The sequence below is a fragment of the Candidatus Pelagibacter sp. genome (genome assembly GCF_052049575.1).
GTDB lineage: Bacteria > Pseudomonadota > Alphaproteobacteria > Pelagibacterales > Pelagibacteraceae > Pelagibacter.
In genome coordinates this window covers 220327-237699 of the sequence record NZ_JBNGZQ010000001.1, presented here as the reverse complement: position 1 = coordinate 237699, position 17373 = coordinate 220327, and the positions used below count along the sequence as shown (strand labels likewise).

19 protein-coding genes are annotated in these 17373 nt (G+C 29.3%); 4 read left to right on the top strand and 15 right to left on the bottom strand.

The window, feature by feature from the left end:
- Positions 1-5 precede the first annotated feature (5 nt).
- Both ACTT9C_RS01210 and ACTT9C_RS01205 read left to right on the top strand, forming a co-directional pair.
- The gene (locus tag ACTT9C_RS01210) at positions 6-1271 is read left to right on the top strand and encodes a cytochrome b (protein ID WP_440922685.1); all 1266 of its coding nucleotides are present in this window, start codon (positions 6-8) and stop codon (positions 1269-1271) included.
- Positions 1268-2047, top strand: coding sequence for a cytochrome c1 (locus ACTT9C_RS01205; RefSeq protein WP_440922684.1), 780 nt, complete (start codon positions 1268-1270; stop codon positions 2045-2047). Before ACTT9C_RS01210 ends, ACTT9C_RS01205 begins: the two co-directional genes overlap by 4 nt.
- Here ACTT9C_RS01205 and ychF read toward each other — a convergent pair.
- The 7 genes from ychF to lgt are packed head-to-tail and all read right to left on the bottom strand — an operon-like array spanning position 2024 to position 7975.
- Entirely contained in the window at positions 2024-3097 is a 1074-nt protein-coding gene (gene ychF, locus ACTT9C_RS01200; protein ID WP_440922683.1) for a redox-regulated ATPase YchF, read from the bottom strand. The genes ACTT9C_RS01205 and ychF overlap by 24 nt on opposite strands.
- Entirely contained in the window at positions 3097-3657 is a 561-nt protein-coding gene (gene pth, locus ACTT9C_RS01195; RefSeq protein ID WP_440922682.1) for an aminoacyl-tRNA hydrolase, read from the bottom strand. The genes ychF and pth overlap by 1 nt, the downstream gene beginning before the upstream one ends.
- Positions 3658-3687: 30 nt before the next feature.
- A complete protein-coding gene (locus tag ACTT9C_RS01190; protein WP_440922681.1) occupies positions 3688-4425 on the bottom strand; it encodes a 50S ribosomal protein L25/general stress protein Ctc in 738 nt (245 codons plus the stop codon).
- Between the two features lie 43 nt (positions 4426-4468).
- The gene (locus ACTT9C_RS01185; RefSeq protein ID WP_440922680.1) at positions 4469-5401 is read right to left on the bottom strand and encodes a ribose-phosphate pyrophosphokinase; all 933 of its coding nucleotides are present in this window, start codon (positions 5399-5401) and stop codon (positions 4469-4471) included.
- Positions 5402-5410: 9 nt separating this feature from the next.
- Complete coding sequence (gene pgeF / locus ACTT9C_RS01180) at positions 5411-6169, bottom strand: peptidoglycan editing factor PgeF (protein WP_440922679.1); 759 nt, start codon at positions 6167-6169, stop codon at positions 5411-5413.
- Positions 6166-7215 (bottom strand): SAM-dependent methyltransferase, encoded by a 1050-nt coding sequence (locus ACTT9C_RS01175; RefSeq protein WP_440922678.1) that lies wholly within the window; start codon positions 7213-7215, stop codon positions 6166-6168. Before ACTT9C_RS01175 ends, pgeF begins: the two co-directional genes overlap by 4 nt.
- Positions 7199-7975, bottom strand: coding sequence for a prolipoprotein diacylglyceryl transferase (lgt, locus tag ACTT9C_RS01170; RefSeq protein WP_440922677.1), 777 nt, complete (start codon positions 7973-7975; stop codon positions 7199-7201). Before lgt ends, ACTT9C_RS01175 begins: the two co-directional genes overlap by 17 nt.
- Positions 7976-8025: 50 nt before the next feature.
- Between lgt and ACTT9C_RS01165 the strand changes: the two genes are divergently transcribed.
- Positions 8026-8274, top strand: coding sequence for a hypothetical protein (locus ACTT9C_RS01165; RefSeq protein WP_440922676.1), 249 nt, complete (start codon positions 8026-8028; stop codon positions 8272-8274).
- On the opposite strand, the gene ACTT9C_RS01160 is transcribed toward ACTT9C_RS01165, so the two are convergent.
- The 3 genes from ACTT9C_RS01160 to ACTT9C_RS01150 are packed head-to-tail and all read right to left on the bottom strand — an operon-like array spanning position 8252 to position 10659.
- Positions 8252-9535 carry an ATP-binding protein gene (locus ACTT9C_RS01160; protein WP_440922675.1) on the bottom strand — a complete coding sequence of 428 codons (1284 nt, stop codon included), beginning with the start codon at positions 9533-9535 and terminating at the stop codon, positions 8252-8254. The two genes, ACTT9C_RS01165 and ACTT9C_RS01160, sit on opposite strands and share 23 nt — an antisense overlap.
- Positions 9536-9551: 16 nt before the next feature.
- Positions 9552-10229, bottom strand: coding sequence for a response regulator (locus ACTT9C_RS01155; RefSeq protein ID WP_440922674.1), 678 nt, complete (start codon positions 10227-10229; stop codon positions 9552-9554).
- A complete protein-coding gene (locus tag ACTT9C_RS01150; protein WP_440922673.1) occupies positions 10222-10659 on the bottom strand; it encodes a MarR family winged helix-turn-helix transcriptional regulator in 438 nt (145 codons plus the stop codon). The genes ACTT9C_RS01155 and ACTT9C_RS01150 overlap by 8 nt, the downstream gene beginning before the upstream one ends.
- 69 nt (positions 10660-10728) lie before the next feature.
- Here ACTT9C_RS01150 and ACTT9C_RS01145 point away from each other — a divergent pair, with 69 nt between their 5' ends.
- The gene (locus ACTT9C_RS01145) at positions 10729-11610 is read left to right on the top strand and encodes a branched-chain amino acid aminotransferase (protein ID WP_440922672.1); all 882 of its coding nucleotides are present in this window, start codon (positions 10729-10731) and stop codon (positions 11608-11610) included.
- On the opposite strand, the gene pgsA is transcribed toward ACTT9C_RS01145, so the two are convergent.
- From pgsA to uvrB, 5 genes are read right to left on the bottom strand one after another with little or no spacing between them, the layout of a single operon-like run.
- A complete protein-coding gene (gene pgsA / locus ACTT9C_RS01140; RefSeq protein ID WP_440922671.1) occupies positions 11607-12191 on the bottom strand; it encodes a CDP-diacylglycerol--glycerol-3-phosphate 3-phosphatidyltransferase in 585 nt (194 codons plus the stop codon). The genes ACTT9C_RS01145 and pgsA overlap by 4 nt on opposite strands.
- Positions 12192-12199: 8 nt before the next feature.
- A complete protein-coding gene (gene uvrC / locus ACTT9C_RS01135) occupies positions 12200-14035 on the bottom strand; it encodes an excinuclease ABC subunit UvrC (protein WP_440922670.1) in 1836 nt (611 codons plus the stop codon).
- Entirely contained in the window at positions 14022-14447 is a 426-nt protein-coding gene (locus ACTT9C_RS01130; protein WP_440922669.1) for a dihydroneopterin aldolase, read from the bottom strand. The genes uvrC and ACTT9C_RS01130 overlap by 14 nt, the downstream gene beginning before the upstream one ends.
- Positions 14444-15196, bottom strand: a complete 753-nt coding sequence (locus tag ACTT9C_RS01125) for an SDR family NAD(P)-dependent oxidoreductase (RefSeq protein ID WP_440922668.1) — start codon at positions 15194-15196, stop codon at positions 14444-14446. The genes ACTT9C_RS01130 and ACTT9C_RS01125 overlap by 4 nt, the downstream gene beginning before the upstream one ends.
- A complete protein-coding gene (gene uvrB, locus ACTT9C_RS01120; protein WP_440922667.1) occupies positions 15183-17351 on the bottom strand; it encodes an excinuclease ABC subunit UvrB in 2169 nt (722 codons plus the stop codon). Before uvrB ends, ACTT9C_RS01125 begins: the two co-directional genes overlap by 14 nt.
- Between the last annotated feature and the right edge of the window lie 22 nt (positions 17352-17373).

Sequence of the window (17373 nt, the reverse complement as noted above, 5' to 3'; positions counted from 1 at the left end):
TTTTTATGAGTGAACACGAATACACACCAAAATCAAAAGTTGGAAAATGGTTTAACGATAGATTACCTCTTTTAACTTTGGCAAACCATTTAACCGATTATCCAACACCAAAAAATTTAAATTATTGGTGGACTTTTGGTGGAATTCTTACTTTTTGTTTAATTACTCAAATTGTAACTGGATTAGTTTTAGCGATGCACTATATCGCACATGCTGATATGGCGTTCCAGAGTGTCGAACACATAATGAGAGATGTAAATTATGGATGGTTAATAAGATATATACATGCAAACGGAGCTTCAATGTTTTTCTTAGCAGTATACATTCATATATTTAGATCTTTATTTTATGGCTCTTATAAATCACCTAGAGAAGTTATATGGATTATCGGAATAATCATTTATCTGCTTATGATGGCAGCAGCTTTCTTAGGCTATGTTTTACCATGGGGACAGATGAGTTTTTGGGGAGCAACAGTTATTACAAATTTATTTAGTGCAATTCCTTTGGTAGGTGAGGGAATAGTAACATGGTTATGGGGAGGGTATTCGGTTGATAACCCAACACTTACAAGATTTTTCACTTTACACTACTTAATTCCTTTTTTAATTTTAGGTTTAGTTGTTTTACATATTTGGGCTCTTCATGTGCCTGGAAATAATAATCCAATTGGAATTGATATAAAAAAACCCTCAAAAGATACAGTTCCATTTCATCCTTACATAGTTATCAAGGATGGCTTTGCATTGTTGATGTTTATGATTGTTTTCGCTTTTTTTGTTTTCTATACACCAAATATTTTAGGTCATGCTGATAATTACATTGAAGCAAATCCTCTTGTAACACCAGCTCACATTGTTCCTGAATGGTATCTGTTACCTTTTTATGCAATTTTGAGATCAGTTCCTGATAAACTTCTAGGTGTCATAGCGATGTTGTCTGCTATTTTAATATTAGCTGCACTTCCTTGGTTAGATACTTCAAAAATTAGATCTGCAGTTTTTAGACCTTTATATAAACAGTTTTATTGGATCTTAGTAGCTGATGTTTTAATTTTAGGATACGTTGGAGCAATGCCAGCAGAGGGTCTTTATTTGTTAATTGCAAGGATTGCTACTGCATATTATTTCCTTCATTTTTTAGTTGTATTACCGGTTTTAGGATTCAAAGAGAGGACCACACCCGTTCCTTTAAGTATTACTGAACCAATTTTGGGCGGTTCACCTAATCTTGCTGCGGTGAAAAAAAAAGATAGTTTTAAAGATCAGTGAAAAATTTTTTTAGAATATCGTTTTTAATAGCATTATTTCTTGGATTTCAATTTAACTCTAATGCAGCTGAAAAAGTTGAATATTTAAAAACTGATTGGAGTTTCAAGGGTCCCTTCGGAAAGTTTGACAGAGCTGCACTTCAAAGGGGATATCAAGTTTATCAAGAAGTTTGTTCTTCATGTCATTCTATGAAATATCTAAGTTATAGAAATTTAGTGGAAGAGGGTGGGCCTGAATTTTCAGTGGAACAAGCAAAAGCTATTGCAGCATCTTTCGAGGTAAAAGATGGACCAAATGCAGATGGTGAAATGTTTATGAGACCAGGAAGGTTGTCGGATAAATTTGTGATGCCTTACGAAAATGAAAAAGCTGCTCAAGCTGCGAACGGTGGAGCATACCCACCCGATATGACTGTTTTAGTAAAAGCGAGAGGCGGTGGAGTTGATTATATCTATTCACTCCTTCAAGGATATGAAGATCCACCAACTGGGGTGACTTTAGATGATGGTGTTTACTATAATAAATACATGTATGGAAATAAGATTAAAATGTCCAATCAACTTTCTGATGGTTTAGTAGAATACTCAGATGGCACCAATGCTTCTGTAGAACAAATGGCAAAAGATGTTACAACTTTTTTAATGTGGACTGCAGAACCTCATTTAGAAACTCGTCACAAAATGGGTTTTAAAGCAATAGTTTATTTAATTATATTAACAGTTTTAGTTTATTTTAGTATGAAGAAAATCTGGTCACGTATTGAAACGAAAGTTTAAAACGTCACCGTCTTTAACAATATAGTCTTTACCCTCTAATCTCATTTTTCCGTTTGTTTTAGAATTTACCCATCCATTATTTTCAATAAAATCATTATAAGAAATAGTCTCAGCCCTAATAAATCCTTTTTCAAAATCAGTATGTATTTCACCAGCAGCCTTTGGAGCCAAACAATTTTTCTGAACAGTCCAGGCTCTTGTTTCCTCAAGACCTGAGGTAAAAAAAGTGTCTAATTCTAAAATCTCATAACCTTTTTGAATCAACATATCTAAGCCAGTATCCTTTAAACCAATCATTTCCATGTAGTTTTTTCTTTCATCATTATTTAATTCATTGATTTGATTTTCAATATCAGCAGATATAATTAGGGTGTTTTCTAAACCGAATTTTTCTAAGAATGATTTCGTATAACTGTTTCCATTTTGCAAACTTTTCTCATCAACATTACAAACAAATATTTTAGGTTTTAAAGACAATAAACCGCTTAAATTTAGTTGTTTTTTGCTAAATTCAGATTTTAAACTTGTTAAATCTTGATCGTTATTAATTAAGTCTAAAGAACTTTGAAGAATTTTAATTTGATCTTCTTCAATACTTTTCTTGTTATTTTTTTCAAGTCTTTTTTGAATGGATTCTAAATCTGCCAGTTTCATTTCTGTTTCAATTATTTCAAGGTCTCTGACAGGGTCAACTGTAGGATTTACATTTTGAATATCATCAGAGTCAAAACATCTGATCATATGTATTACAGCATCAACCTCTCTTATGTGTGATAAAAATTTATTTCCTAAACCTTCTCCCTTAGATGCGCCTTTTACAAGACCAGCTATGTCAACAAAAGAAATAGTAGTAGGCACAATTTTTTTTGATTTAGAAATTTTAGCTAAATTTTCTAATCGATAATCAGGTACATTAACCACACCAATATTTGGATCAATTGTACAGAATGGAAAATTAGCTGCTTGAGCTTTATTTGAATTGGTTAATGCGTTGAAGAGAGTAGATTTACCTACATTTGGCAAACCAACGATCCCACACTTGAAACTCATTATTTATTATTTACTGTACTAGAAAAAAGATCTAATTTTTTTTCAACAAGAAAAGAAATTGAGTCATTTATATGGTTAGATATTTTCTCAATACCCAGTGTCTCATCTTCGTCAAAATTTTGTAAAACGTAATCTGCAACCTCGATGTTTCCTTTGGGTTTGCCAATACCTATTCTAACTCTAGAATAATCTTTACCAATAAACTTATCAATTGAGGCAATTCCATTATGTCCTGCGCTTGATCCTCCAAATTTAGCTTTGATTTTTCCAAATTCTATATCCAGATCATCATGAAAAACTATTACATCTTGAGCATCAATTTTAAAATATTCAATAAGCTCTCTAATACAAATTCCCGAATTATTCATAAAGGTTAAGGGTTTGATGGCATAGACTTTAACATTTCCTATATTACCAGTGGTTAATAAGCCTTTAAATTTTGGTTTTTGTTTTGATAAACTAAATTTTTTGTTTATAGCGTCTATAATTTTAAACCCAACATTATGTCGATTATTTTCGCTGTCTGGTGTTGGATTACCTAATCCTACAAATAAAAGCATGATCTATTGATTAATTTTCAATTTAGTTGATTATTTTTTTTCTTCAGGAGGTTTTTTGTCAGCAGGTTTTTTATCATCACCTTCTTTTTTATCTCCTTTATCACCCTCAGGAGCAGCTTTATCTCCATCGGCCGCTGCAGCAGTTGCACCCTCTGCACCTTCTTCACCCTCTGCAGCTTCTGCTTCAGCAGGTTTTTCAGGTTCTTTCATAACTGTTGGAGCTGCTAATGTTGCTATTACAAAATCTCTTCCTTGAATCGTTGGAACAACTTCTGGATCTAATTTAACTGAAGAAATTTTAAAACTTTCACCTATATCAACACCCTCTAGATCTATTGTTAAATTTTCAGGTATTTTTTCACTTGGACATTTTAATTCTACTTTTCTTCTTACAATGTTTAGCACCCCACCTTTTTTAAGACCGGGAGATTTTTCGTGATTAATAAAATTTACTGGAATTTCAATTTTTATTTTTACACCTGGTAGCACTCTTAAAAAATCTACATGAATTGGTTCATCAGTTAAAATATGATATTTTATTTCTCTTGGTAATACATTTTGATTACTACCATCTACCTTCAGAGTAATTATGTTTGAGAAGAAATTTTCTTTTTCAATAAAAGTTTTAAGTAATTTTTTAGAAATAGATATTTTTTGATTTTTATCTTTACCACCGTAGATAATAGCCGGAACATTTCCACTATTTCTTATAGCGTTTAACTGTCCTTTGGTAGTATTGTCTCTAATGTTAGCTTCTATTGAATTCATAAAACAGAGTTTTTTAACCCATGTTTACAAATAATCAAGAAATTTATTTGAATAAATCTGATACGGATGTTGAATTTGAAATTCTCTTTATTGCTTCACCCATAAGACCTGATATGGGTAAAACCTCAATATTTTTAACATTTTTAGTTTTATGAACATTGTCTATTGTATCGGTTATAACTAAATTTTTAATTACTGAACTTTTAATTTTTTTGATTGCATCTCCACTTAAAACTCCATGAGTAATATAAACGTAAACGTCTTTTGCACCACGAGATTTCAAAGCTTTTGCTGCATTAACAATTGTACCACCTGAGTCAATTATATCATCAACTATAATACAGGTTTGACCTTTTACATCACCGATGACGTTCATAACTTGTGATTGTCCAGGTTTAGGTCTTCTTTTGTCAACAATAGCTAGTCCTACATTTAAAAGTTTTCCAAGTGCTCTAGCTCTTTCTGTTCCTCCCACATCAGGTGCAACACAAATAATTTTTTTACTTTTAATTTTCTTTCTAGCATGTCTTGCGAATATTGGAGTTGAAAATAAGTTATCAACAGGAATATCAAAGAAACCTTGAATTTGACCTGCATGCAAATCTACTGTTACTACTCTATCAGCACCTGCTTTAGTTATTAAATTTGAAACAAGTTTTGCAGATATGGAAGTTCTTGGAACAACTTTTCTATCTTGTCTTGCATATCCAAAATATGGTATTACCGCTGTTATATTTTTTGCCGATGATCTCTTAAGAGCATCAATGCATAATAATAATTCCATTAAATTATCATTTGCTGGAGAAGAGATAGATTGAACAATAAAAATACTGTTTCCTCTTATATTTTCATTTATTTCAATATAAATTTCGCCATCAGCAAATTTTCTAATACTTGAATTTACAAGTTTAGTTTTTAAGTATTTAGCAATGTTTTTACTTAAAACTTTATTGCTGTTTCCAGTTAATAATTTCATTGAAAAAGTCTAATTAATCATAATTAATGAAATATTTCTACCATAATCATCATGATTTAAATGCAAAGACCTTCTTGCACTAAAAAAATTATTTTTTTTGGGAAAAGTATCAATATTTATTGTCTCTAAATTTGTGATTTTCATTAATTTGAGTTGTAATTTAACATATTTTGATAAATCAAAATAAATTAAGTTTTTTCTTTTTTTAAAAAAAACTTTATTTCTTTTATCTTTTTTTATGAATTTTCTTTTAAAATCTTCTTTTACGTTATAGCTTTTTTGGGCGATACAAGGACCTATAACAGCAATTATATTCTTTTTTTCACAGCCCTTTTTAATCATGAAATTTATTACTTTTGAAATAATTCCTTTATATGCACCTTTCCATCCAGCATGAATAGCAGCTACCATCTTTTTTTTTTTATCATAAATTAATATTGGTACGCAATCTGCTGTAAGAATTCCAATTGGCAATCTTGGAATGTCAGTAATAACTGCATCTGCTCTCTTTTTTTTTAGGTACTTAGAATACTTATTGATAAAAATAAATTTATTACTATGTATTTGATGGAGTAAAAAAATATTTTTTGAATTTTCACTAATTTTTTTTTTAACAATTCTTAAATTTTTAAGAACTTTTGTTTTGTAGTCATTAGAACCTGGTCCACAATTTAAACTTTTATAAATACCTATCGAGCATCCGCCTTTATTATTGAAAAAACCATGTTTGATTTCTTTTAATCTAGATAATTTTTTTGAAACTATCAATTAAACCCCAATTTATATTTATTATTTTTCTTTTTAATAAACATTACCTTAAATAAATTTCCCATTTCTTTCTCATCTATTAGTCTTTTTAATCTATAATAAATATCTGCTTTTTTTGAAAAGCTTTGATTTTGTGAAATTATTTCAGCTCTATTTTTTATTCCTAATTTTACTAAAAAGCTTCCTTGAGTTGTTATTAAATCTTTTAAGCCACCCAATTGATTAATTATTTTCTTAAAAAGGTAAAAATTAATATTATGGGTAATATCTGATTTCCCAATATTTTCTAAAACATTGCTGTGTTTATGATTTGAAATTGATTTAAGAGTATTTTTCATCTTTTTTTCCATATACCCGTAATCTATTATTAGAAGACCACCATCATTTTTTTTAATTATGTTAGTGATTTTTTTTAAATAACTTACTCCAACTAATGAGTATTCAATAAATTTTTGATTTTTTGAAATATTATAACCAATTTTTTTCTCAAATTTTATCATATTAAAAATTTTTTCATTAAAAAAAGCTTTTTTTTTATTTTTAAAAATTACATATCTTTCAAACCAAAAATCTTTTTTTTTAATAAATTGTTTTATTGCCATTGCGTCAAAAAATTCATTAGCAATAAAGATTGTTGGAAATTTTTTTATTTCTTTCAAGTCCGAAATCCAAATTATTTTATCTTTGTCTAATTTATCTTTTTGAATTTTTTTTAATTTTAAACTTTTTTCATGAATAAAAATATTACAGGAGTCAAAAAATAATGGAAACTTTTTAAAAGTTTCAATTAAAATTTTCATCATTTCACCATTTCCCGCACCAAGCTCTACCAAATTAATTTTTTTTGGATTTCCTAAATTTTCCCAAAACCCTAAAATCCAAATAGCTATCATCTCAGAAAACATTCTTGAAATATTTGGTGCAGTTATAAAATCACCTTTTCGTCCGAAAGGACTTTTTTGCATATAGTATCCTTTTTTTTTATCATACAGAGCAAAATTGATAAATTTATCTAAAGAGATTTCAAAATTATTTTTGATGATCATATTTTTTTAAAGTCAAATAAGAACCAAATATAAAAAATACTAAACATAAAATTTGTCCCATACTAAAGCTAAACAAGACATAACCTAATTGTTCATCTGGAATTCTTAAAAATTCTATCAGAAATCTGAATGTAGAGTAAAATATTAAAAATATTCCAGATATGAAACCAGGATTTTTAGCTGATGATCTTTTATGAAAATATATCAATATAAAAAACAACAACAGTCCCTCAAAAAAAGCTTCATAAAGTTGAGATGGATGACGATATAATTCATCAATTTTTTCAAATTTAACTCCCCATGGTAAGGCAGTTTCTTTCCCATAAAGCTCCGAATTAATAAAATTTGCAATACGTCCAAAAAAGATTCCTATAGGAGCAACTAAAGAGACAACATCAAGATAAATATATGAATTATGACTATGCTTTCTTGCAAACCATATACTCATCACAATTACACCTAATAATCCACCATGGAATGACATTCCGCCATTCCAAATTTTAAAAATTTCAACAGGGTTTACTAAATAGTAATCAAAATTATAAAAAATTACGTAACCTAATCTGCCACCAATTATAATACCCAAGATTACAAAAGTAATGTAATCGTCGAATTTTTCTTTTAAATTATCGTCTTTTATAAAAATTTTTTTTGCCAAGAACCATCCAGCAAGAATTCCAAGTATATACGATATAGAATACCACCTAAACTCTAAAGAAAACAAACTAAATGCAACTGGGTCAAAATTATTAATGAACATTTTTAATTATAATAATAGAGTAAAGATATATTAACTTATTTAATAAATATATGAAAAATTCAAAATTCGTATTTGATAAATTTACTAAACTTTTAGAACAAGGATTAATCTCTTCTAGAGACTTAAAAAATGAGATAGTAAACATTTTAAAATCAAAAAGAGATGAAATTGTATTTAAAATGAAATTAACGAGTAAGGATGAGTTTGATATTCTCTCTAAAAGAGTCGAAAATTTGGAGAAAAAACTTGAAAAAAAAGAGGTTTTGAAAAAAAAGATTAAACGGGTAAAAAAATCTTAACTTCAAGTCCATTCAAATTAGATTTATTCAACTTTATATTACCACCGTGAGAACGCACAATGTCAGATGCTATTGACAGACCAAGCCCTACACTGGATTTGGAATCTGCTCTTCCCTTGTCTATTTTGTAGAAAGGTTTAAACACATTATCATATTCACTTTCTACTATTCCTGGACCATCATCTTCAACTTTTATTATTAAGCTTGCTTTCTTTTTTTGAAGTTCAATATTTATCTTATTCCCATATTTAATTGCATTTTCTATCAGATTATTAAGACATCTTTTAATTAGATTTTTTCGACCATTTAAATAGACACTTGGTAATATTTCTTTTGTGATGTTTTTATTATTATATTTACCTATAATATCATCCATTAAATTGCTCAGATTGAACAGCTCATCCTTTTCCATAAATGATGAACTTGTAAACTGCAAATATTCATTAAGCATTTTTTCCATTTCATTTATATCCTCGGTCAACCTTTTAGCTAAGGATTTATCTTTTATAAACTCTGTTTGTAATTTCATTCTTGTTAATGGTGTTCTCAAATCATGACTAATCCCAGATAGCATTTCAGATCTTTGATTTAAATGTCTCATTATTCTTTTTCTCATTCTATCAAACTCATATCCTGCCTGACGTATCTCAGCTGCACCAGAGGGCTTGAATTCATCAACATTTTCACCTCTTCCAAATTTTTCAGCTGCTTTGGCCAATGCTGTAATTGGTCTTGTTTGATTTTTTAAGAATATAAGAGAAATAATAACGACTATGACTGCAGGAACAGTTATCCATAATCCAAATAATCTTGCAGATGTACTGGTAAGTCTGTCTTTTGGAAATATAAATTTGAAATATCCATTTTGATACTTAATTCTTAAATCAACTAATTCCTTGTAGCTAGTTGTATCAAACCAAAAAATTTCAGATCCAAATTTAGATTTTAATTCCCTTCTTAATGTTCTGTCTAAGGGGCTAAACCATCTTTCATTATATAAAAATTGGAAGTTTTGATCCTCAACAAATTCAATATTTAGATCCTGATATAAAGAGAAAATATTTTTAATTTCATTCTTTTCATAATCATCATTGCTATATACTTCAATAAAAGTTTGTATCTCACCCACGATTGCTCTTGTCATACCTTTGTTAGTTTTTATCCAAAGGCTATCAAAAAAAACAATTGTTATAGTCAACTGAATTAAGATTATTGGTATAGCAACTATAAGTAATGCTCTATAAAATAGTCTTTTAGGCAATAAATTTTTAAAAAATTTACTCAATCCATAAAACATATCCAGCTCCTCTTATAGTTTGAAGAAATTTTGGGTTTTTTGGATTAATTTCAATTTTTTTCCTCAATCTTGTTATGATCACATCAACCGATCTCTCCTTATCTATATTAATCAATTTACCGATTTCTTCTCTTGCAAATACTTTTCCAGGATTATTAATCATTTTTTCTAATATGATTTTTTCTGTATTATTTATTTTAAATTCTAGATCATTTTGAAAAATTATTTGTTTGTTTAAATCAATTTTGACTTTTTCGAATTCTATAATTCTTTTTAGATTATCTGTTTTGATTTTGTTAATTATATTTTTGATTCTTAAATCAAGTTCTTTGGGTTCAAAGGGTTTGGATAAATAATCATCAGCACCCATCTCTAATCCCTCAATTCTCTCACTAGGCTCACCTTTGGCGGTTAGTAAAATAACTGGTGTCTTAATATTTTCTTTATGTTCATTTAAAAACTCCAGGCCACTTTTTCCAGGCATCATTATATCTAAAATAATTAGATCAAATTTGATAACTTTTATTTTCTCTGAGGCGTTTTCTGCATCATGTGCTGTTGTGACTAAATAATTTTTTTCATCTAAGTATTTTTTTACTAAAGACCTAATACCTTCATCATCATCAACTACTAATATATGTGCTATAAAATTATCCATTAATTATTTTTTTTAAAACTTCATCAAAATTAAGAACCTCTTGTGAGCTTGAATTTAGGAGCGCATTGTAAATTCTTTTTTTTTGTACTTCAAAAATTTCGCTAAAGATTTTTTTTCCTTTTTCATTCAAAAAAACATGTTTTATTCTAGTATCCTTTTCATCCTTACTATAAAAAATCACCTTAAGTTTAATCAAATCTCTCAAAACTCGATTAAGACTTTGTTTAGTAATTTTTAATTTTCTCATTAGTTCAGAAATAGAAATACCTTCATACATTGATATTAAATGTATAGTCTTTTGATGAGCTATACCGATATGATATTTATCTAAAATTTTTTTAGAATCTGAAAATGTTTCTCTATAACCAACAAATAATTTTTCAATTAAATGTTTCAATTGTTCATCTTTTAAATACAAGAGCTCTTTCATCACAGGTAAGTTATATTGACATATTATATATACATAGATATTTTTCAGTAATATTTTTAAAATTCACACATGATACCTTACGATAAAAGATCAGGTAAAATATGGTACAACGGCGAATTTGTTGATTGGTCAAATGTTAAAGTTCACGTTTTAAGCCACGGATTACATTATGCAAGTTGTGTATTTGAGGGAGAGAGAGTTTATAATGGTTCAATCTTTAAATTAGAAGAACATACATCAAGATTTTTTCACTCTGCAAGAAGAATGGGATTTGAAATACCATTTAGTGAAGAGGAAATTAATAATGCTTCTAATTCTATTATTAAAAATCAGAAAGTTGAGAACGGATATGTAAGGCCTGTTGCGTGGAGAGGAAGTGAGATGATGGCAATCTCAGCTCAACAAACAAAAATTCATGTTGCAATAGCAACTTGGGAGTGGGGCTCATATTTTGATCCAAAATTAAAAATTGAGGGAATTAAATTAAATATTTCAAATTGGAGAAGACCAGCTCCCAATACTATTCCATGGGATACAAAAGCTTCAGGACTTTACATGATATGTACACTCTCAAAACATGAAGCAGAAAAAAATGGCTTTACGGATTCACTTATGCTAGACCATGAGGGAAATGTTGCTGAAGCAACTGGTGCAAATATTTTTTTTAAAGATAAAAATGGTGAACTTCATACTCCAACTCCAGACTCCTTTTTGGATGGAATTACAAGACGAACAGTAATAGAAATAGCAAATTCCAAAAATATAAAGGTAAATGAAAGAAAAATTAAACCTGAGGAGCTAAAGGATTTTGTTGGATGTTTTTTAACTGGAACTGCAGCAGAGGTAACTCCGGTATCGTGTATCGCTGAAAATGAATTTAAAGTTTGTGATTTAATTATTGGTCTTAACGAGAGTTATCAGAAACTTGTCAGAAAGAAAAAAGCAGCTTAATCTTTATTATCTTCTGAGATCGCGTGGTCAATACCTCTTCGCATATATTCATATCCTGTAAAAAGAGTTAAAGCAGCCGAAAGCCACAAAAGAATTATTCCAATAGTTTGAGCATTATAATCTTGAAAATTAATAATTTTGTTTCCAGTTTCACCTGAAAGTAAAAGTGCAATAGCAATCATTTGTAATACAGTTTTTAATTTTGCTAGATTTGAAACTGGTAGTTTAATTTTTCCCTTTGCCAAAAATTCTCTTAATCCAGATATCAAAATTTCTCGAGTTAAGATAATGATTGCTGCTATTACTTCATAATTTCTTATAGTTCCGTCCATTACCAAAAGTATTAAAGCAGTTGCAACGATAATTTTATCTGCAATAGGATCAAGTAATTCTCCAAGTTTAGACTCTTCTCCAAGAAATCTTGCTAGCATCCCATCTAAAAAATCTGTGAAAGATGCAACTATGAATAAAATTAACGCTGTCAAATCTCCATAAAAACCTGGCAAGTAAAATGCTAAAACAAAAAAAGGAACAATTAAAATTCTTCCTATAGTTAAAATATTTGGTATTTTTTTAAGCATAATCTTTTTTATTCATGAAAAAAGTTATATATTTTTTTTGCAACTTTTTCTTCAACTCCTTCTACAGATTTAATTTCATCTAGACTTGCAGACTCAACTGCCCTGGCTGATCCAAAATGGTTTAATAGGGCTCTTTTTCTTATGGAACCTATTCCGTCAATTTGGTCTAACAGTGATTTACTTATACCCTTCTTCCTTTTTGCTCTATGAGCACTAATTGCAAAACGATGAGATTCATCTCTTATTCTCTGAAGAAAGAATAAAGTAGGATCATTTTTAATGAATTTAAATTCCTTTCCATTATGAAAGAAAGTCTCATTTCCACTATTTCTATATTTACCTTTAGCAATGGCAATAATAGGAATATCATGAAGCCCGAGTTCATTTAGAGTTTCTCTAGCTACTGAATATTGTCCTTTTCCTCCATCTACCATTACCAGATCAGGAAAAGTTAAATAGTTATCTTTTTCTTGTATTGCTCTTTTAAATCTTCTATTCAAAACTTCTTTCATCATTCCATAATCGTCTTGTTCATTCTTTTTTAGCTTGATGTTAAATTTTCTGTATCTTTTTTTAATAAATCCATCATCACCGTAAGCTATCAATGCACCTACACTGTTTGTTCCCTGTATATGACTGTTATCATAAACCTCAATTAGATTAATATTGGTCTCCAGATTAAATTTACTTGCCACCGCTTCAAATAAATCTTTATTATTTTGAGTTTCATAAAGCTTTCTATTTAAACTCTCTTTCGCGTTTTTTATTGCTTGATTAATCACTTTTAATTTTGATCCTTTTTTAGCTATAGATATAGTAATTTGTTTTTTTTCTTTAAGAGAAAGCGTTTTTTCGATTAAAACTTTTTCTTTTATCTCTTCAGATAATATTATTGAGGAGGGGACGCTTTTATTTTCATAAAATTGTGTGATAAAAGAATTAATTATATTGCTTAAATTCTCATCGGGGTCATGTTTTGGAAAAAAAGATTGATTACCCCAGTTTTGTTTTGACCTATAAAAAAAAACCTGAATACACGCTTTGCCGGACTCCTTATAACCAGCGATCACATCTGCCTCTATAAGATTAGCTTCATTAATTCTTTGTGATGATTGAATAATATTCAATGACTTTATTCGATCTCTCAAAATTACTGCTTTTTCAAAATCTAAATTTTCGCTAGCTTTTTCCATCTGCTCTGAGAGGCTTTTTTGTATTTTCCTAGATTTACCGGAAACAAACTCAATAGCATCGTCAACAGTCTTCTTATATTCCTCACTTTCTATGTAACCAACGCATGGTCCAGAGCATCTTTTAATTTGGTATAAAATACATGGTCGTTCTCTGTTTTTGAAAACAGTATCATCACAAACTCTAAGATGAAATATTTTTTGTATCATTTTTATTGTCCAGTTAGCTGATCCAGCAGATGCAAAAGGTCCAAAATAAAAACCTTCGGTAGTTTTTTTTCCTCTGTGTTTTTTTATTTGCGGCCATTTATCTTTGTTGCCAATGAATATAAAAGGAAAAGATTTATCATCTCTTAGTAAAATATTAAATTTTGGTTTATATTTTTTGATTAAATTTGCTTCTAGAAGTAAAGCTTCACTTTCATTAGAAGTAGTTGTGATCTCCAATTTTCTAGTTTGTGACAACATTCTTTCAGTTCTAATAATATGGTTTTTTTCAGCTACATAACTTTTAAGTCTATTGGGTAAATTTTTGGCTTTACCAACATAAAGAATTTCTTCTTTTTCATTCAACATCCTATAAACACCAGGAAGTTTTGGGATTAAGTGCAGTTCTTTTTTTATTATTTCTTTTCCAATATCAGAACTTATCATGACTTCTTTTTTTGGTAATTTGAATACCAACAGATGAGCATTCTTTTAAAATTTCTAATTTTTCAATTTTAAGCATTATCTTAGCAATTCTTTTATCTTTAAATAATTCGTCAAATACAGCCTCTGCAAGAGTTTCTAAAAAGTTATAATGTTTTTTCCTAACCAGTTTTCTTATTAGTTTCACGATTGTTCCATAATTCACTATTGATTTTAAATCTTTATCATTTGATGGTTTTTTATCTTGATAATCTATTTCAAGGCTAAATTTTACTTTTTGAGCATTTTCTCTCTCAAAATCATAATATCCGAGTTTTAAATCCAGTATTAACTCGTTTATAAGGATCTTTTTTTCGTAATTGAAAAGAGATTTTTCTTTATCAATTTTAACAATCTTAAAATTATTTTTTTTCATTCCTTACCTAGAACATCTGGTGTTTGCCAGTTTAAACTTTGGCCACTATCAATTGCCAGTACTTGACCAGTAATAGATCTGCTTTTTATAAAAAAGTCAACAGCATTACAAATCTCATTAACGTCAACCTGTCTTTTTAAAGGAGTAGCAAGATATTGTTTTTTAAAATGTTTTTCAGTCTGTCTTTGATTTTTAATAGTAGGTCCTGGGGCAATACCATTAACCCTTATTTTAGGAGAAAGACTCATAGCACTGGTTTTTGTCAAAGTATAAAGACCAGATTTACTAATAGTGTAAGAAAAGAAATATGGAGTTAGTTTAAAAATTCTTTGATCAATAATATTAATAATATTGTTATTATTTCCTTTAATATTTTTGGAAAATTCTTTAGTTAAAAGCGCAGGTGCTTTTAAATTGGTTGATATATGTTTCTCCCAACTTTTGTTATTAAAATTTGCTAATTTGTCATTTTCAAATAACGAAGCATTATTAACAAGACAATCAAAATATTTTAATTTAGATTTTGCTAATTTGATAATTTTGATGATATCTTTTTCTTTACTTAAATCACCTTTGACTAAATAAACTTTAGTTCCAATCCCCTCTAATTTTTTTTTGAGAATTACTGCTTTAGATTTTGATTTATTAAAATGAAGAACTAACTCTTTATTTAGACCTGAAAGTTTTTTTGCAATTGCAGCACCTATTCTTGTTGCTCCACCTGTGATGATTATTTTACGTGCTTCCATTTTTTATCTTTTTTTTTGTAACTTTGGTGCCAGGCATACCCATAGTGGATCTTCCTTTGGGATAAAGTTTATTTTTAACATCATACTGTCTTATTTTTGGATTTAATGTTATTTCTAATTCAGTACTCTCTAATTTTCTTATTTCATCTCTGATTTTTGCTGCTTCCTCAAACTCAAGATTGGAGGCTGCTTCTTTCATTTTTTTATCCAAAGCTTTTAAATGTTTTTTTAAATTTCCACCAATGTTTGAACCCTCACTGATTTTTACATAATCTTTCTCATAAACACTTTCTAGAATATCGTTAATTTCTTTTTTTACTGTTTTCGCATCTATTTTATTTTTTTTATTATAAGCTAACTGAATTTTTCTTCTTCTTTCTGTTTCTTGTATAGCCTTTTTGATACTTTTTGTCTCTTTATCAGCATACAAAATTACCTTGCCGTCAACATTCCTTGCAGCTCTTCCAATAGTTTGAATCAAGGATGTTTCAGATCGTAGAAATCCTTCTTTGTCTGCATCTAAAATTCCAACTAGAGCACATTCAGGAATATCTAAACCCTCTCTTAATAGATTTATGCCTACAAGCACGTCAAAAACACCCATTCTTAAGTCTCTCATAATTTCTATTCTTTCAAGAGTGTCAATATCGGAATGAAGGTATCTAACTTTCACTCCATTTTCATGGAGGTACTCAGTTAAATCCTCTGCCATTTTTTTAGTAAGAGTTGTAACTAGAACTCTATGATTTTTTTCTATTACCTTTTTACATTCATGCATTAAGTCATCTACTTGGTTTTTAGCAGGTCTTATTTCCACTGGTGGATCAATTAATCCAGTTGGCCGTATAACTTGGTCGATAAATTTCCCTTTTGTTTGTTCTAATTCCCAAGGTCCTGGTGTTGCTGAAACAAATACTGTTTGTGTTCGCATTAAATCCCATTCCTCAAATTTTAATGGTCTATTATCCATACAAGATGGAAGTCTAAATCCGTATTCAGCTAACGTACTTTTCCTTGATCTATCACCTTTGTACATTCCATTAAGCTGGGGAACTGTTACATGACACTCATCAACAAAAATTAAAGTATTATCTGGAAAGTATTCAAATAAAGTTGGGGGTGGTTCGCCTGGTTTTCTACCAGACAAAAATCTTGAGTAATTTTCAATTCCAGCACAAGATCCAGTAGCCTCAATCATTTCAAGATCAAATTTAGTTCTTTCCTCAAGTCTTTGAGCCTCAAGCAATTTATTTTCTGCTTTATGTTTTTTAAGAGTAATTTCTAATTCTTTTCTTATATTTAAAATCGCTTGCTCAATAGTTGGTTTAGGAGTTATGTAATGACTATTTGCATAAACTTTAACTAAACTTAATTCTCTAACTTGGTCACCCGTGAGAGGGTCAAACTCCTCAATTTTCTCCAATTTATCACCAAACAAATTTAATCGCCAAGCTCTGTCTTCTAAATGAGACGGAAAGATTTCTAAATATTCACCACGAGCTCTGAAAGTACCTCTATAAAAATTTTGATCATTTCTTTTGTATTGTAACGCAACTAGAGACTTTATTATTTGTTCTCTATTATAATCGTAGTTTTTTTGGAGTGTAAGAGTCATTTTACTATAAGCCTCAACAGAGCCTAAACCATAAATACATGATACACTGGCCACAATTAAAACATCATCTCTCTCCAAAAGTGATCTTGTTGCTGAATGTCTCATCCTATCTATTTGTTCATTAATTGATGCCTCTTTTTCAATGTATGTGTCAGATCTTGGGACATAAGCTTCTGGTGTATAGTAATCATAATAAGACACAAAATACTCAACCGCGTTATCAGGAAAAAATGTCTTCATCTCTCCATAAAGTTGAGCAGCGAGAGTTTTGTTAGGAGCAAGAATTAAGGCTGGCCTATTTGTTGCCTCTATCACTTTTGCCATTGTAAAAGTTTTTCCAGACCCAGTAACACCAAGCAAAACTTGATTAAATTCCTCTTTATTTGCACCGTTTACTAATTTTTTAATTGCCTCTGGTTGATCACCCGCTGGCTTGAAATCAGATTTAATTTTAAATTTTTTACCACCTTCAAGTTTTCCACTGATTTTTGGACTTTTACTCTGAATATCAGTAATTAAATCTTGATATGTATTTTCCATATATTAAAGAACGTAGTAGAAT

Coding starts and splice junctions, on each gene's coding strand:
- ACTT9C_RS01210 (WP_440922685.1), top strand. CDS start 6: ATGAGTGAACACGAATACACACCAAAATCAAAAGTTGGAAAATGGTTT.
- ychF (WP_440922683.1), bottom strand. CDS start 3,097: ATGAGTTTCAAGTGTGGGATCGTTGGTTTGCCAAATGTAGGTAAATCT.
- pth (WP_440922682.1), bottom strand. CDS start 3,657: ATGCTTTTATTTGTAGGATTAGGTAATCCAACACCAGACAGCGAAAAT.
- ACTT9C_RS01190 (WP_440922681.1), bottom strand. CDS start 4,425: ATGAATTCAATAGAAGCTAACATTAGAGACAATACTACCAAAGGACAG.
- ACTT9C_RS01185 (WP_440922680.1), bottom strand. CDS start 5,401: ATGAAATTATTAACTGGAAACAGCAATAAAGTTTTAAGTAAAAACATT.
- ACTT9C_RS01175 (WP_440922678.1), bottom strand. CDS start 7,215: ATGATCATCAAAAATAATTTTGAAATCTCTTTAGATAAATTTATCAAT.
- lgt (WP_440922677.1), bottom strand. CDS start 7,975: ATGTTCATTAATAATTTTGACCCAGTTGCATTTAGTTTGTTTTCTTTA.
- ACTT9C_RS01165 (WP_440922676.1), top strand. CDS start 8,026: ATGAAAAATTCAAAATTCGTATTTGATAAATTTACTAAACTTTTAGAA.
- ACTT9C_RS01155 (WP_440922674.1), bottom strand. CDS start 10,229: ATGGATAATTTTATAGCACATATATTAGTAGTTGATGATGATGAAGGT.
- ACTT9C_RS01150 (WP_440922673.1), bottom strand. CDS start 10,659: ATGAAAGAGCTCTTGTATTTAAAAGATGAACAATTGAAACATTTAATT.
- ACTT9C_RS01145 (WP_440922672.1), top strand. CDS start 10,729: ATGATACCTTACGATAAAAGATCAGGTAAAATATGGTACAACGGCGAA.
- pgsA (WP_440922671.1), bottom strand. CDS start 12,191: ATGCTTAAAAAAATACCAAATATTTTAACTATAGGAAGAATTTTAATT.
- uvrC (WP_440922670.1), bottom strand. CDS start 14,035: ATGATAAGTTCTGATATTGGAAAAGAAATAATAAAAAAAGAACTGCAC.
- ACTT9C_RS01130 (WP_440922669.1), bottom strand. CDS start 14,447: ATGAAAAAAAATAATTTTAAGATTGTTAAAATTGATAAAGAAAAATCT.
- ACTT9C_RS01125 (WP_440922668.1), bottom strand. CDS start 15,196: ATGGAAGCACGTAAAATAATCATCACAGGTGGAGCAACAAGAATAGGT.
- uvrB (WP_440922667.1), bottom strand. CDS start 17,351: ATGGAAAATACATATCAAGATTTAATTACTGATATTCAGAGTAAAAGT.